Annotated in this window: 13 protein-coding genes; 8 read left to right on the top strand and 5 right to left on the bottom strand. The window is 68.8% G+C overall.

Going from position 1 to position 15,470, the window contains the following annotated elements:
* Positions 1-164: 164 nt before the first annotated feature.
* Together ACEOAB_RS01260 and ACEOAB_RS01255 are read right to left on the bottom strand one after the other, a co-directional pair.
* Complete coding sequence (locus ACEOAB_RS01260; RefSeq protein ID WP_413751151.1) at positions 165-1,097, bottom strand: 2-hydroxyacid dehydrogenase; 933 nt, start codon at positions 1,095-1,097, stop codon at positions 165-167.
* A gap of 297 nt (positions 1,098-1,394) precedes the next feature.
* Positions 1,395-2,270 (bottom strand): GNAT family N-acetyltransferase, encoded by an 876-nt coding sequence (locus tag ACEOAB_RS01255; RefSeq protein WP_413749506.1) that lies wholly within the window; start codon positions 2,268-2,270, stop codon positions 1,395-1,397.
* A 231-nt stretch (positions 2,271-2,501) separates the two neighbouring features.
* On the opposite strand from ACEOAB_RS01255, the gene ACEOAB_RS01250 reads away from it, so the two are divergent.
* The 8 genes from ACEOAB_RS01250 to ACEOAB_RS01215 all read left to right on the top strand — a co-directional run bounded on the left by ACEOAB_RS01250 (position 2,502) and on the right by ACEOAB_RS01215 (position 12,097).
* Entirely contained in the window at positions 2,502-2,792 is a 291-nt protein-coding gene (locus ACEOAB_RS01250) for a hypothetical protein (protein ID WP_157609950.1), read from the top strand.
* Between the two features lie 78 nt (positions 2,793-2,870).
* Positions 2,871-4,163, top strand: a complete 1,293-nt coding sequence (locus ACEOAB_RS01245) for an NAD(P)/FAD-dependent oxidoreductase (RefSeq protein ID WP_413749505.1) — start codon at positions 2,871-2,873, stop codon at positions 4,161-4,163.
* A 65-nt stretch (positions 4,164-4,228) separates the two neighbouring features.
* Positions 4,229-5,851, top strand: a complete 1,623-nt coding sequence (locus tag ACEOAB_RS01240; RefSeq protein WP_413749504.1) for an ABC transporter substrate-binding protein — start codon at positions 4,229-4,231, stop codon at positions 5,849-5,851.
* A gap of 22 nt (positions 5,852-5,873) precedes the next feature.
* Complete coding sequence (locus tag ACEOAB_RS01235; RefSeq protein ID WP_413749503.1) at positions 5,874-6,830, top strand: ABC transporter permease; 957 nt, start codon at positions 5,874-5,876, stop codon at positions 6,828-6,830.
* A gap of 10 nt (positions 6,831-6,840) precedes the next feature.
* A complete protein-coding gene (locus ACEOAB_RS01230) occupies positions 6,841-7,749 on the top strand; it encodes an ABC transporter permease (protein WP_413749502.1) in 909 nt (302 codons plus the stop codon).
* Positions 7,750-7,866: 117 nt separating this feature from the next.
* Complete coding sequence (locus ACEOAB_RS01225; protein ID WP_413749501.1) at positions 7,867-9,492, top strand: ABC transporter ATP-binding protein; 1,626 nt, start codon at positions 7,867-7,869, stop codon at positions 9,490-9,492.
* A gap of 11 nt (positions 9,493-9,503) precedes the next feature.
* Positions 9,504-10,592, top strand: a complete 1,089-nt coding sequence (locus ACEOAB_RS01220; protein ID WP_495653822.1) for a tartrate dehydrogenase — start codon at positions 9,504-9,506, stop codon at positions 10,590-10,592.
* 23 nt (positions 10,593-10,615) lie between these two features.
* Entirely contained in the window at positions 10,616-12,097 is a 1,482-nt protein-coding gene (locus ACEOAB_RS01215) for an NAD-dependent succinate-semialdehyde dehydrogenase (protein ID WP_413749500.1), read from the top strand.
* Positions 12,098-12,102: 5 nt separating this feature from the next.
* On the opposite strand, the gene ACEOAB_RS01210 is transcribed toward ACEOAB_RS01215, so the two are convergent.
* From ACEOAB_RS01210 to ACEOAB_RS01200, 3 genes are all read right to left on the bottom strand, one after another.
* Complete coding sequence (locus ACEOAB_RS01210; RefSeq protein WP_413749499.1) at positions 12,103-14,352, bottom strand: LamG-like jellyroll fold domain-containing protein; 2,250 nt, start codon at positions 14,350-14,352, stop codon at positions 12,103-12,105.
* Positions 14,333-14,497: a hypothetical protein gene (locus tag ACEOAB_RS01205; protein WP_413749498.1), complete on the bottom strand. Its 165-nt coding sequence runs from the start codon at positions 14,495-14,497 to the stop codon at positions 14,333-14,335. Before ACEOAB_RS01205 ends, ACEOAB_RS01210 begins: the two co-directional genes overlap by 20 nt.
* Positions 14,498-14,583: 86 nt before the next feature.
* On the bottom strand, positions 14,584-15,465 hold the full coding sequence (locus tag ACEOAB_RS01200) for a glycine-rich domain-containing protein (protein ID WP_413749497.1): 882 nt from the start codon (positions 15,463-15,465) through the stop codon (positions 14,584-14,586).
* Positions 15,466-15,470: the final 5 nt, after the last annotated feature.

Below are 15,470 nucleotides of genomic sequence, written 5' to 3'. Positions count from 1 at the left end.
GAGGAAGCTGGTGGCGAAGGAGGCTTTCGATGCCCTCAGCTTAGGATGCGCGACCCTCGGCCTGGTGCTGCTTTGAGGCCTCTGCACGAAGCACGCTGCCGTTGTGCGTGCCGCGACAGCAGATCGTGCGGCGGCTCATGCGGCCTGCCTCCGGCAACTCGCGCTCAGTACCCCTTCTGGCGATCGACCAGCCCGACCATGGGCTCGCCCGCGGCGAAGCGCTGCACGTTGTCGAGCACCGCTTCGGCGGCACTGAGCGGCTGCGTCATGCTCGCGATGTGCGGCGTGAGCTGCACATGCGGATGGCGCCAGAAGGCGTGCGCCGGCGGCAGCGGTTCGGGGTCGGTCACGTCGAGCACGGCATCGCCGACCTGGCCACTGGCAAGCGCGGCCAGCAGGTCGGTGTCGACGAGCTGCGGGCCGCGGCCCACATGCACCAGGCCCGCACCGGCAGGCAGCATCGAGAACAGCCGCGCGTCGAGGAAGCCGCGCGTCGAATCGGTCAGCGGCAGCAGGCACACGAGGATGTCAGTGCGCGCAAGAAAGGCCGGCAGCTCGTCGGCACCGGCATGGCATTGCACGCCGTCGACCGCGTGCCGCGAGCGGCTCCATCCCGCGCAATCGAAACCCATGCCGACGAACTGCCCCAGCACGGCCTGCCCGAGCGAGCCGAGCCCGAGCACGCCGACGCGCCGTTCACCCGCGGGCCGCACCGGCAGCGGCTTCCACTGCCCTTCTTGCTGCTGGCGCCTGTACTGCGGCATGTCGCGATGCAGGCCGAGCACCGCATGCGTCACGTACTCGACCATGCCGCCCACGATGCCGGGCTCCACCATGCGCACCACGGGCAGCACGGGCGGCAGCGCGGCAAAGTCGAACTGGTCGACGCCCGCGCCCGAGGAGAACAGAACTTCGAGATTCGGAAAGCGCGCCGCCAGATCGTCCGGCGGCTCCCAGGCGGCGAGAAAGCGTACCTGCGCGGGATCGCCGATGTCGGGCCAGATGCGGAAGTCGATATCGGGTGCGCGGCGGCGGAACACTTCGGCCCACAGGCGGCCTCGCACGGGGTCGGATTTGTAGAGGAAGGTGGTGGTCATGGGTTTTGTTTGTGGGTGCGATTCGGGCGCTGTTGTTCGGGGTGCGTGCACAGGCCGTCGGGTACTCCCCTCCGCGAATGTCCCCCGCTTCGCTCCTCCTTTATTTCGCTGCGGGGAGCACCCGACGCCCTGTGCACGAGGGCACGCTGCTGGTTCGCGGCCGATCGACAAGTGCTCTGAACGATCACGACGGCGGGGTGCCTTGCGCAGCGAAATAAAGGAGGAGGCCGCAGGCCGGGGGACATTCGCGGAGCAAGGTACCCCGTCGGCGTGATCGCCCCACCGAAAAGCAAGCCTTCACCCAACAGCCTGAGTAACAACAGCAAAGAGCGAAGGCCCGCCAGCCGGCCTAACCAGCGGCACACCACGCACCATCGTCGTAGGCGCATCGACGCGCAGCAGCCCGATGCTCTCCAGGCACTCGGCCAGCCCGCTGTCGAAGTCGATGTCGATGCGCGTGAAGTGCCCGGCGTTGACGCTGGCGAGATGCGCGATCAGCGCCTTCGCGCCGTCGAGGTCGGGTGCAACCACAGGCCCGATGACATGCCCGCGCCCGAAGCGGCGCAGCATCGCGAAGCCGCGCGCTTCGTTGTCGTGGTCGAGCACCACGCAGGCATCGGCGTTGGCCAGCAGGTCGGCGATCAGCGCATCGCGCGGCATGCCGCGCGCCGCAGCGTCGAGCGCCTGCAGGGTGGCCGTCTCGTTCAGGCCGGCGGGCCGCAGGCGCCAGCCCGGCTGCAGCGCAACCAGCGGCGCCGGCTGCGCGATGCCCTGGTGCTGCCTCAGTTCACCCGTGCGCACGAAGCCCAGCCGCTCGTACAGGCCGCGCCCTTCGGCGGTGGCATGCAGCAGCACCGTATGTTCCTCCAGGCCTTCGAGCATCGCGCTCATCAGCCTGTGCCCGATGCGCCGGCCCTGGCAGGCCGGCGTCACGATCACGAGGCCGATGGTGGCGTGGCGCTCGCCCCAGTGCCAGCGCTGTGCGGTGGCGACGATCTCGCCGTCGCGCTCGGCCACGATGCCCTCGGCATGCGCGAACACCTGCGCCCAGTCGGCCAGCCGGTGCGGCCAGCGCAACTGGGCCGACAACGCATGCGTGGAAGGCAAGTCGGCGGACGTCATCGGTCGGAGCACCACGCCGTCGTCGGGTGCATTCGGGGTCTGATCGGGCATGGCAAGGTCTCTATAGCGAAGGGGATGTCCCTTGCATCTTGGACGACATCGGCGCCCGATGCCAGACCGAAATCGCGTGCCGGCGCAACTCGCAAGCTTCGCCTGCCAGGGGCCCGGGTTTTGCAATTCGCTGCCGCCACGGGGTCGCTTACGCACACAAATGCCGTGCCAACCTGCCTAGCATCGTCCGTCCTTCCTCCGGTGCCATCGCGGCCTCCTTCCATTCTTCCCATGCAAGTCTTCGACCCGCTCGAGATCCACGTGCCTTCGGGGCAGTTCATCGGCGGACGCCTCGTCCCCGATGCCGGCCTGCGCTTCAAAAGCGTGCCGATCGACTTCGCCGCGACGCACCGAGGTGCATGGCCGCACGCGCCAGGGGCAGACCGCACGGCATGCCGCCGCACCCCCTCCAAACCGCAGCTTTCATGCGCCGGATGCCGTATTTCCCTATACCTGCGGCACGGCTGCGTGCTGCAATCACTTCGTCATGAGCTTGTCGCATTTGTCGTCCAAGGAACCTGAAACCATGAGCCCCCGCCCCAGGCAAATCGCCCTCGATCGCCACGGCATGCCGGCTCGCTCCTGCGTGGGCCGGATGCCATGAAGCTCGACTCCTACTGGACCGATTCGGCCCCCGCGTTTCTGGCCGCGCCGCAGGAGCTGCCGGCGCAGGTCGATGTCGCGATCGTCGGCGGCGGCTTCACCGGCCTTTCGGCCGCACTGGCAATGGCCAGGCGCGGCGCCCGGGTCGCGGTGCTGGAAGCCGGCCCGCGCGTGGCGGCCGAAGCCTCGGGGCGCAATGGCGGGCATGTCAACAACGGCCTCGCGGTCGACTACGCCGATGTGGCGGCCAAGGTCGGCGTCGAGCGGGCGCGCGGCTGGTACAACGCCTACGACGACGCGGTCGACACGGTGGCGCGGCTGGTGCGCGACGAGGCCATCGACTGCGACTTCATGCGCCACGGCAAGCTCAAGCTCGCCACGCGCCCCAACCAGATGGCCGCGCTCGAACGCAGTGTGCAACGCCTGATCGACGATGGCGTGGACAGCGACGTCGAGATCCTCGACGCATCGCGCGTGCGCGCCGAGGTGCAGAGCGAGCGCTTCCACGGCGGCCTGCTCTACAAGCGCAGCGCGCAGATGCACATGGGCCGCTTCGCACACGGGCTGGCAGCAGCCGCGCAGCGCAACGGCGCCGCGATCCACACGGGCACGGAAGTGCGCCGCATCGAACGCCTGGGCCAGGGCCATGCCCACCGGCTGCACACCGCGCGCGGCGTGGTCACGGCGCAGCAGGTGCTGCTGGCCACGGGCGCGACGCGCCATGGCGGCTACGGCAGCTTCGGCTGGCTGCGCCGGCGCATCGTGCCGATCGGCAGCTTCATCGTGGTCACCGAACCGCTCGGCGCGGAGCGCGCACAGGCGCTGCTCGCGGCCCGGCGCACCTACACGACCATCGCGAACATCCACCACTACTTCAGGCTCACGGCCGATCACCGGCTGGTGTTCGGCGGACGCGCGCGCTTCGCGATTTCCAGCCCGCAGTCGGATGCCGCGAGCGGCGACATCCTGCGCGCGGGACTGGCCGAGACCTTTCCGCAGCTCGGCGCGGTGCGGCTCGACTATTGCTGGGGCGGACTGGTCGACATGACGCAGGACCGCCTGCCGCATGCCGGCGAGCGCAACGGCCTCTACTACGCGATGGGCTACAGCGGACACGGCACGCAGATGTCGGTCCACATGGGCGAACGCATGGCCGCCGTGATGAACGGCGACGCGGCCGCCAACCCCTGGCAGGGCCGCGACTGGCCAGCCATTCCCGGCCACTTCGGCCCGCCATGGTTCCTGCCGGCGGTGGGCTTGTATTACCGGCTCAAGGACAGGCTGGCCTGAGGGCCCGCAGTCCCGCAACACGCGTTCGATTTTTTTCCAACCCACGGTCCCAGGAGCACTTCATCATGAACGACAGCAGCAACAAGAGTTTCGACAGACTCGTCGGCCCCGGCGAAAGCCTGCGCGTGATGGAGTCGCTCAAGCGCGGCGCCACACGGCGCGACATCCTTTCGATGCTGATGGCCGGCGGCATGCAGGCCACGCTGGCCGGCGGCATCGCGGGCGCGGCAATGTCCGCCCATGCGCAGACGCCCAGGAAGGGCGGCCGCCTGCGGGTGGCCGGCGCCACCGCCGCGGCGACCGACACACTCGATCCGGCCAAGCAGTCGAACCAGACCGACTACTCGCGCTGCAACATGGTCTACAACGGCCTCACCTCGCTCGACGGCAGCCTCTCGCCGCAGCCCGCGCTGGCCGAATCGTTCACCACCAAGGACGCGAAGACCTGGGTCTTCACGCTGCGCAAGGGCGTGGTGTTCCATGATGGTAAGGCGCTCTCGCCCGCCGACGTCGTGTTCTCGGTCATGCGCCACAAGGACCCCGCCACCGCCTCCAAGGCCAAGGTGCTCGCCGACCAGATCGAGAGCGTCAAGGCCAGCGGCCCGAACGAGGTGACGATGGTGCTCAGCGCGCCGAACGCCGACCTGCCGGTGATCCTGGGCACCTTCCACTTCCAGATCGTCAAGGAAGGCACCACCGACTTCAACGCAGGCATCGGCACCGGCCCGTACAAGCTCAAGGAATTCAAGCCCGGCGTGCGTTCGCTGATGGTGCGCAACGACGCCTACTGGAAACCCGGCAAGCCCTACCTCGACGAGATCGAGTTCGTGGGCATCGGCGACGAGAGCGCGCGCGTCAACGCGCTGCTGTCCGGCGGCATGGACCTCGTGGGCTCGGTCAATCCGCGCTCGGTGGAGCGCGTGAAGGGCACGCCCGGGTTCGGCATCTTCCTCACCCAGTCGGGCCAGTACTCCGACCTCATCATGCGCAAGGACACGGGCCCCGGCGCCAACCCCGACTTCGTGCTCGCGATGAAGTACATGTTCGACCGTGCGCAGATGAAGAAGACCATCGCGCTCGACTACGCCGTGCTCGGCAACGACCAGCCGATCGATCCGACCAACCGCTTCCACTTCGCGGGCCTGCCGCAGCGCCCGTTCGACCTCGACAAGGCCAAGTTCCACCTGCAGAAGTCCGGCGTGACCGGCAAGGTGCCGATGGTGGCTTCGCCGGCGGCGCTCTACTCGGTGGAGATGGCGCTGATGCTGCAGCAGACCGCGCAGCGCGCGGGCCTGGAGATCGACATCAAGCGCATGCCGGCCGACGGCTACTGGTCTAACCACTGGCTCAACAGCCCGGTGGGCTTCGGCAACGTCAACCCGCGCCCGAGCGCCGACGTGCTGCTGACGCAGTTCTTCCAGTCGGGTGCGGCCTGGAACGAGTCGCGCTGGAAGAGCGAGAAGTTCGACCAGCTGCTGCTGGCCTCGCGCGCCGAGACCGACCTGGCCAAGCGCAAGCAGATGTACGCCGACATGCAGACCATGATCCACCAGGACGCCGGCATCGGCATCCCGCTGTTCCTTGCCAGCATCGACGGCCATACCTCCAAGCTCAAGGGGCTGTCGCCGATTCCGCTGGGCGGACTGATGGGCTACAACTTCGCCGAGAACGTGTGGCTGGAAGCCTGATCCGCGCGCCGGAACATTCTTCATGAACCATGTGATCCTCAAGCTCCTCGTCCAGCGCATCGCGCTGGCGCTGCTGTCGCTCCTGGCGGTGTCGGTGATCGTGTTTTCGATCACCGCCGTGCTGCCGGGCGATGCGGCCCAGGAGCAGCTCGGCCAGGAAGCCACGCCCGAGGCACTGGCCGCACTGCGCACGCAGATGGGGCTGGACGTGCCGGCGCCGCAGCGCTACGCGCAATGGCTGCTCGGCATGGCCAAGGGCGACCTCGGCCGCTCGGCCACCACGCAGATGCCGGTGTCGGAGCTGGTGGCAAGCCGCCTGCCCAACTCGCTGCTGCTCGCGGCCGTGACGGCCCTGTTCTCGGTTCCGATCGCGCTGGCGCTGGGCATCGCCTCGGCCGTGTGGCGCGGCTCCTGGTTCGACCGCGCGGCTTCCACGTCGGCGGTGGCGGTGGTGTCGGTGCCGGAGTTCCTGGTCGCGACGCTCGCGGTGCTGGTGTTCGCGGTCAAGCTGCGCTGGCTGCCGGCGCTCTCCTTCGTGAACGAGATCGAGTCGGTCGGCCAGCTGCTGCGCGCCTTCGCAATGCCGGTGCTGGTGCTGTGCTGCGTGATCGTCGCGCAGATGATGCGCATGACGCGCGCCGCGGTGATCGACCAGCTCGAGGCGCCCTACATCGAGATGGTGCGGCTCAAGGGCGCCTCGCCGATGCGCATGGTGCTGGCGCATGCGCTGCCCAACGCGGTCGGCCCGATCGCGAATGCGGTGGCGCTGAGCCTGTCGTACCTGCTGGGCGGCGTGATCATCGTCGAGACGATCTTCAACTATCCCGGCATCGCCAAGCTGATGGTCGACGGCGTCTCGCAACGCGACATGCCGCTGGTGCAGACCTGCGCCATGATCTTCTGCGCCGGCTACCTGATCCTCGTGACGGCGGCCGACATCTGCGGCATCGTCGCCAACCCCCGACTGCGCCACCGCTGAGGCAAGCCCCATGGAAACCTCCACCTCCTCATCGGCCCTGGGCGCCACGGCCACCGCCGTCGCAGCGCCGAGCGAGCAACGCGGGCGGCATCCGCTGCGCTGGCTTCGCGGCTTCGGCGTCTCCGGCCTGCTGGGCCTCGTAGTGCTGCTGTTCTGGCTGCTCGCGGCCGCGCTCGGGCCCTGGCTGCTGTCGCACTCCTCGGGCAACATGGGCGGCAACAGCGTCTTCGCGCCCATGAGCGCGGCGCACTGGCTGGGCACCGACTACCTCGGACGCGACATGCTGGCGTTGATCGTCGAAGGCGCGCGCTACACGGTCGGCGTCGCTCTGCTCGCCACGCTGCTGGCCAGCGGCACCGGCACCACGCTGGCGCTGCTGGCCGCGGCCAGCGGTCGCTGGACCGACACGCTGCTGAGCCGCTGCCTCGACACGCTGACCGCGATACCGAGCAAGATGTTCGCGCTCATCATGGTGGCGGGCTTCGGCTCCTCGGTGCCGATGCTGGTCGTGACGGCGGCCATCATCTACGTGCCGGGCGCCTATCGCATCGCACGCTCGCTGGCCGTCAACATCAACGCGCTCGACTACGTGACCGTGGCGCGCACGCGCGGCGAGGGCACGCTCTACATCATGCTGCGCGAGATCCTGCCCAACATCCTCGGGCCGATGCTGGCCGACCTCGGCCTGCGCTTCGTCTACACCGTGCTGCTGCTGGCGAGCCTGAGCTTCCTCGGCCTCGGCATCCAGCCGCCGGCCGCCGACTGGGGCTCGCTGGTGCGAGAGAACATCGGCGCATTGGCCATGGGCGGCGCCTCGGTGATCGTGCCGGCGCTGGCCATCGCGAGCCTGACCATCTCGGTCAACCTTGTCATCGACAACCTGCCGGGCCGCGCCGCCCGCGAACGAGGAGCAAGATGAAGCTCACCCCCAGGCTTGCCCACTTCGTGTGGCCTCCCACCCCCTCTCCGGGGGCAACACCAGCGGCCCGGCAAAGCCGGCTCCGCGGTGTTCCCGGCGCAAACGGGAGCCACTGACATGGGCGCAACACTGATCGTCAACGACTTGAGCATCACGGCCGGCGCGAGCACGCTGGTCGACAACCTGAGCTTCTCCGTGCAGCCCGGCGAGGTGCTGGCGCTGATCGGCGAATCGGGCTCCGGCAAGACCACCACGGCGCTCGCGCTGATGGGCTTCGCGCGCCAGGGCTGCCGCATCTCGGCAGGCAGCGTGCGCATCGGCGACACCGACGTGCTGGCGCTCGATGCACCCCGGCAGCGCGCGCTGCGCGGACGCACGGTCACCTACATCGCGCAGAGCGCGGCGGCCTCCTTCAACCCCTCGCGCACGATCATGGACCAGGTGGTCGAGCCGTGCCGCATCCATGGCCTGTGCACGCGCGCCGAGGCCGAAGCGAAGGCGATCCAGCTGTTCCGCGAACTCGCGCTGCCCGAGCCGGAGACCATCGGCGCGCGCTACCCGCACCAGGTGTCGGGCGGCCAGCTGCAGCGGCTGATGGCGGCCATGGCGCTGATCGCCGACCCCGATCTCGTGATCCTCGACGAGCCGACCACCGCGCTCGACGTGACGACGCAGATCGAGGTGCTGCGCGCCTTCCGCCGTGTGGTACGCGAACGCCGCGCGACCGCGGTGTACGTGAGTCACGACCTCGCGGTGGTGGCGCAGATGGCCGATCACATCCTGGTGCTGCGCAACGGCCGGATGCAGGAGGTGAATGCCACCGAGCGGATCCTCGCGACGCCAGCCCACGAGTACACGAAGTGCCTGCTGGCCGCCGCCCGCCCGGCGCCGCGCGAATCCGGCGCGACCCCGGGCGGCGCCGAGCTGCTGCTCGAGGTGCGCGATCTTTCCGCCGGCTATGGCCCTGTCGACGCACAGGGACGGCCGGCCAAGATGATCCTCGAGAACATCGACCTCAAGCTCTACCGGGGCCAGGCCATCGGCGTGATCGGCGAGTCGGGCTCGGGCAAGACCACGCTGGCGCGCGCCGTCGCCGGGCTGCTCAAGCCATGCCGCGGCAGCGTGCTATTCAACGGCCGCGCACTCAAGCCAACGCTGGCGCAGCGCGAGCGGGAGGAGCTGCGTCAGATCCAGATCGTGTTCCAGATGGCCGACACGGCGCTCAACCCGTCGCAGACCATCGAGCGCATCCTGGCGCGGCCGCTGCAGTTCTACAAGGGCCTGCGCGGCGAGCCGCTGCAGCGGCGCATCCGCGAGCTGCTCGACCTGGTGCAGCTGCCGCAGACCGTGGCCGGGCGCCTGCCGGGCGGCCTCTCGGGCGGGCAGAAGCAGCGCGTGAACCTCGCGCGCGCGCTGGCGGCCGACCCGGACCTGATCCTGTGCGACGAAGTCACGTCGGCGCTGGACACCGTGGTCGGCGCAGCGGTGCTCGACCTGATCGCCGAGTTGCGGCGCGAACTCGGCGTGTCGTATCTCTTCATCAGCCACGACCTGCACACGGTGCGTGCGGTGTGCGACGAGATCGTCGTCATGCAGCACGGCCGCAAGCTCGCGCAGGTGGCGCGCGCCGACTACGACCGCGGCCCGCACCACCCCTACTACGAACTGCTGGCGCGCTCGGTGCCCGAGCTGCGCCGCGGCTGGCTCGACGAGATGGACCGCGCGGCCGTCCACGCATCATGAGAAAGACCGATATGACACCCACCTTCCGCATCGCGCTGATCGCCGGCGACGGCATCGGCAAGGAAGTGCTGCCCGAGGGCCTGCGCGTGGTGCAGGCCGCCGCGGAGCGCTTCGGCTTCGAGCTCGACTGCCGCACCATCGACTGGGCCAGCTGCGACTACTACGCGCAGCACGGCCAGATGATGCCGGACGACTGGAAGGAGCAGCTCAAGGGCGTCGACGCGCTGTACTTCGGCGCCGTCGGCTGGCCCGCCACCGTGCCCGACCACGTGTCGCTCTGGGGTTCACTGCTGAAGTTCCGCCGCGAGTTCGACCAGTACATCAACCTGCGCCCGGTGCGCCTGTTCGAGGGCGTGCCCTGCCCGCTCGCCGGCCGCAAGCCCGGGGACATCGACTACCTCGTGGTGCGCGAGAACACCGAGGGCGAATACACCTCGCTCGGTGGCGTGATGTACGAGGGCACCGAGCGCGAGATCGTGATCCAGGAATCGGTGTTCTCGCGCCACGGCGCCGACCGCGTGCTGCGCTACGCCTACGAGACCGCGCGTGCACGCAAGCGCAAGCACCTGACGGTCGCCACCAAGAGCAACGGCATCGCGATCAGCATGCCGTGGTGGGACGGACGCGCCGACGCGGTCGGGCTCGACTACCCCGAGGTGACGGTCGACAAGCAGCACATCGACATCCTGTCGGCGCGCTTCGTGCTGCAGCCCACGCGCTTCGACGTGGTGGTGGCGAGCAACCTGTTCGGCGACATCCTCTCCGACCTCGGGCCCGCGACCACCGGCACCATCGGCCTCGCGCCTTCGGCCAACCTCAACCCGGAGCGCAAGTTCCCGTCGCTGTTCGAGCCGGTGCACGGCTCGGCGCCCGACATCCATGGCCGGAACATCGCCAACCCCATCGCGATGATCTGGTCCGGCGCGCTGATGCTGGACTTCCTCACGCAGGGCCAGGGCGCGGGGCGCGCCGCACACGACGCGATCCTGGGCGCAATCGAGGGGGGGCTGCGGGAGGGACCGCGCACGCCCGACCTCGGCGGCTCGGCCAGCACCACCGAGGTGGGCATCGCGATCGCCGAGCGTGTAACCGCATCCTGAATGAAGAGAAAGACCCTCCGACCATGACACTCGAAACCGAATACAAGAACCTGATGCCCGGACGCCAGCTCATCGGCGGCGAATGGCGCGAAGCGAGCGATTCGCGCCGCCTCGACGTCAGCAATCCCGCCACCGACAGCATCTTCGCGAGCGTGCCCGACGGCACGACCACCGATGCGCGCAACGCCGTCGATGCCGCGCACGCCGCGTTTCCCGCATGGCGCGCGGTGCCGGCCAAGCAGCGCGCGCAGATCCTCAAGCGCTGGAACGACCTCGTGATCGCGCACCAGGAAGACCTGAGCCGCCTCATCTCGCGCGAGCAGGGCAAGCCGCTGGCCGAGGGCCGCGGCGAAGTCGCCTATGCGGCCAGCTACATCGAATGGTTCGCCGAGGAAGCCACGCGTGCCAACGGCGACATCATCCCGGCGCCCGTGCCGGGCCGGCGCATGTTCGCGCTGAAGGAACCCGTGGGCGTGATCGCGGCGATCACGCCGTGGAATTTTCCGGCGGCCATGATCGCGCGCAAGATCGCACCGGCGCTCGCAGCGGGCTGCACGGTGGTGTGCAAGCCGGCCGAGGACACACCGCTGACCTCGCTCGCGCTGGTGGCGCTGGCCGAAGAAGCCGGCGTGCCGCCGGGCGTGCTCAACATCGTGACGGCCTCGCGTGAGCGCACGCCCGAGGTGGTCGATGCCTGGCTCGACGATGCGCGCGTGCGCAAGGTCACGTTCACCGGCTCGACGCCGGTCGGCAAGCACCTCGCAAGGCGTTCGGCCGACACGCTCAAGAAGCTGTCGCTGGAGCTCGGCGGCAATGCGCCCTTCATCGTGTTCGACGACGCCGACGTCGATGCCGCCGTGGAGGGTCTGATGGCCGCCAAGTTCCGCAACGGCGGCCAGACCTGCGTGAGCCCGAACCGGGTGTTCGTGCAGGCCCGCGTGCACGACGCATTCGTCGACAAGCTGGCTGCGCGGGTCGGCGCACTCGAAGTCGGCCCCGCCACCGAGCCCGGCTCGCAGATCGGCCCGATGATCAACGCGCGCGCCGTGGAGAAGATAGAGCGCCACGTGCGCGACGCCGTGGCCAGGGGCGCGCGCATCGTGATCGGCGGCGAGCGGCTGCGCTCCGCGCGCTGCGACGGTCCCAACTACTACGCGCCCACCGTGCTGGTGAACGCCGACGCGACGATGGCCTGCAGCTGCGAGGAAACTTTCGGACCCGTGGTGCCGGTCACGCGCTTCGAGACCGAGGCCGAGGTGATCGCCGCCGCCAACGACACGCCCTTCGGGCTCGCGGCGTACTTCTACTCGCGCGACGTGCGGCGCATCTGGCGCGTGGCCGACGCGCTGGAGTCGGGCATCGTCGGCATCAACGAAGGCGCGCTGGCGGCCGAGGCCGCGCCCTTCGGCGGTGTGAAGGAATCGGGCTACGGCCGCGAAGGCTCGGTGCATGGCCTGGACGACTACATGCACACCAAGTACGTGTGCCAGGGCCAGCTGGCGTAGGCGCGCTACGCGGCAGCCAGCGCCGCCACCTCCGCGCTGCCCAACGCGCCGCCGTAGATCCTGAAGTCGTCGATGCGGCCCTTCAGGTACGGGTCGCTGGAATATTGCGAGCGGCCCAGCCAGTTCTGTGTGGTGGCGCCGAGGTCGATGGGTGCGAGGCTCATCTGCGTATTGGAGCCGGCCTCCAGGCCATCGACGTACAAGGTACCGAGCGTGCCCGACACGGTCACCGCGATGTGCACCCACCGGCCGGTGAGCAGCGCCGCCGACCCATCGATTACCTGATCGTTGTAGCCGTGCTCGGTGGTGATGGAGAAGCGCGGCACACCGCTGCCGTTGCGCACCGTCAGCATCATGTAGCGGCGCGTGCCTGAGCCGAAGTCGAAGACCCGCGACCATGTCGTGAGGCTGTCGATGTAGAGCCAGGCGCTGATGCTGAAGTCGGCAAGGCTCTTCACCACGCCCGCCGGCAGCGCGACGTAGCCGCTCGCGGCGCCGAGGCCGACGGCGTTGCCCTGGTGTCCGGCGATCCAGGTCGCGCCACCCTGCAGCGCGCTGGCCGCGAACTTGCCGGTGGCATCTGCTGCCTGGGTGCCGGTGGATTCGTCGAACTTGAGCTGCAGCAGCAGTTCGGCCTTGATCGCCGCGCGCTCCTCGTTGGAGGCGGCGCTCTCGCCCGATGCCCCGACCGCGACGACCACGTAGTACCAGACGTCTCCCGCCACGACGCTGGTATCGGTGAAGGTCAGCGTGTCGGTGATGCCCGATGAGATGTCGGCGTAAGGCCCGCCCGAAGTGCTCGCGCGCTTGACGGTGTAGCTTTGCGCGTCGGGGCAGCCCCACCACGACAGCACCACCTGCGTGCCGCGCACCCGCGCCGTGAGCCCGCTCGGCTTGCCCTGCGCCGCGAGCGGATCGCGCGTGAAGGTCAGCGTGCCGAAGCCCAGCTGGTCGCCGTTGCCGCCGTCCGACTCGGGCCGCATCTGCAGGGCCTGCAGCGCGGCGTAGGGCGCGGCCACGCCGAGGCGGTTCGCATAGTGGTTGTAGACGCTTTCCCAGATGCCGCGCCGGTGCCCCTGGCCCGCCGTCGACAGCACCGACTGCGTGCCCTGCCTGTTGATGTTGGTGAGGAAGGGCACTGTGTAGAAATTGCCGGCGCCGTCGGTCAGGTTGGACTTGGCGACGTACTCGGCGCCCGCGAGGAAGCGGTTGTTCTCGTAGCCGTACGTGTCGTCGCCCTGGTTCCACGCCATTTCGTGGAACGCGCCCGCCAGGCCGATGCCCAGGGTGCTGTGGCCCTGGTCGCGGCCGCTTTCCTGCCACTGGCCGAGGTAGCCGGGATGCACGTGATAGACCGCCTGCAGGCCCGCGCCGTTGCCCTGGCCGGCTTTGAAGTAGCTCATCGCCTCGTCGTAGATGTCGGTCCGGTCGCACAGCACGCCGATGGCCAGCATCGAGGCGATGTTGCACAGGTCCCAGTTGGCCCAGTAGTTGGTGATCTCCGAGCCGTTGTGGTCGATCAGGAAGCTGTGGTTGAGCGGGTAGAACAGCGTGAGCATCATGTTCTGGAAGCGCGCGAAGTCGCTCGCGGCCCAGCCCTCGTAGGTGCGCATGATCTCGCCCGCGTTGGCGAACTGGTAGCCGTAGATGCCCGCCGCGAGGAAGCGGTCGGAGTTGCCGGTGAGCGTGGTCATCGTGGACGACCATTCGTTCAGGAAGACGACGGCAAGGTCGGCATAGCGCTTGTCCTGCGAGACCTTCCAGCGCAATGCGAGCTGGTAGGCGCGCGCGATGTCGATGTACATCTGCGCGAAGTTCGAGTCGTCCCCGCCGCGGATCACCGTGGCCAGTGGTCGTGGCTTGGCGCCCAGCTGCGAGCGGCCGTTGGAAGTCAGCGCCTTCCAGCCGTCGAGCCAGGGTTGCGCCTGGGCCGCGACCTTCTGGCGCATGCGCTCGAAGTCGGCCTCGGTGTGCAGCAGGCCGGGGTGGACGAACTTGCGCGCCTGCGACGAGGGCACCGGGTCGGTCGCCCCTGGGACGACCGCGTTGTTGTCGGCAACCACCGCATCGCCCGAAGCGGCGGCCGCCTGTTGCGGCACGGCGCCCGAGCCCGAAGCACCGGCGAGCCACCCCGCGCCACCGCCTCCACCACCCCCGCAGGCTGTCGTTCCCAGCGCGAGGGCGCTTGCCGCGCCAAGAAAGAAAACACGGCGGTCCAGGGAGACACCGCTCCCGTCATCCAACGAATGCGTCATTGCCGAATACATTGTAAAAAAATGATTCAGCAACATGCATGCCACTCGCCGGCTCCGGGCGAACTGGCGCTGCCGGTAACACCGATGGATACATGAGCGCCGCTGCATCGGCGATGCGCGCATTGCGGATGACATTCGTTGTCACGCGAGGCCTCCGGCGAAGCCAGGAATGTCAGCAAGCCAGGATGCGGCGCCAGCACCGCCTTCGCGGTGGCGCCGCTATTCCTTCATTTATTCGCGCAGACTCGAACCCCCAGCCGACTCATACGCAGCGGCCTTCACCGAAGCTCCTGCCGTGGCGCGCGCCTCGAGCGAACACCATGCGGCCGAAGGCTTGTCCGCCTCGAGCGAACACCACGCAGCTGAAGGTTTGCCCGCCTCGAGCGAGCACCACGCGGCCGAAGGCTTGCCTGCCTCGAGCGAGCACCACGCGGCTGAAGGCTTGCCTGCCTCGAGCGAGCACCACGCCGCTGAAGGTTTGCCCGCCTCGAGCGAACACCACGCCGCCGAAGGCTTGCCCGCCTCGAGCGAGCACCATGCCGCCGAAGGCTTGCCTGCCTCCAGCGAACACCATGCGGCGGAAGGCTTGCCCGCCTCAAGCGAGCACCACGCGGCTGAAGGCTTGCCTGCCTCGAGCGAGCACCACGCGGCTGAAGGCTTGCCTGCTTCGAGCGAACACCACGCGGCGGAATCCTTGCCCGGCTCGCGACGAGGCGCCGGCTCGCCGAACTCCTCGGCAGACAGGCGCTGCATTTCCAGGAAGGCCTCCTGCAGCGCCTTGGCGTCATCCTCGCCACGCAGGCCAAGGTACGGGAAGTGGTGCAGGAAATGGCCGAAGGTGGCGTCGCAATCGGCTGCGTACTTTCTCGTGTCGAGGATGTGCATGTGCCAGAAGCGGTCGACGTCCTGCTCGGGAGCAAGCGTCAGCTCGGGGTGCTTGGCGTGCAGTATCAGGTAGCGCTTGTAGGCCACCTCCATCTGGTCCGCGTAGCCGGCCGACCAGCCGTAGCCATCCTCTTTGCGGGTGGCCTTGAACTTGATCAGCGTGAGGTCGAGGGTCTGGATGGCGGCGATCGTCTGCTCGAGCGTCTTGCCTTGGGTGGAATCGATCATGAATG

This window comes from Variovorax sp. Varisp53, assembly GCF_059491555.1.
Note: the sequence above shows the minus strand (reverse complement) of the source record. Positions and strands in the feature narration are given on the sequence as shown.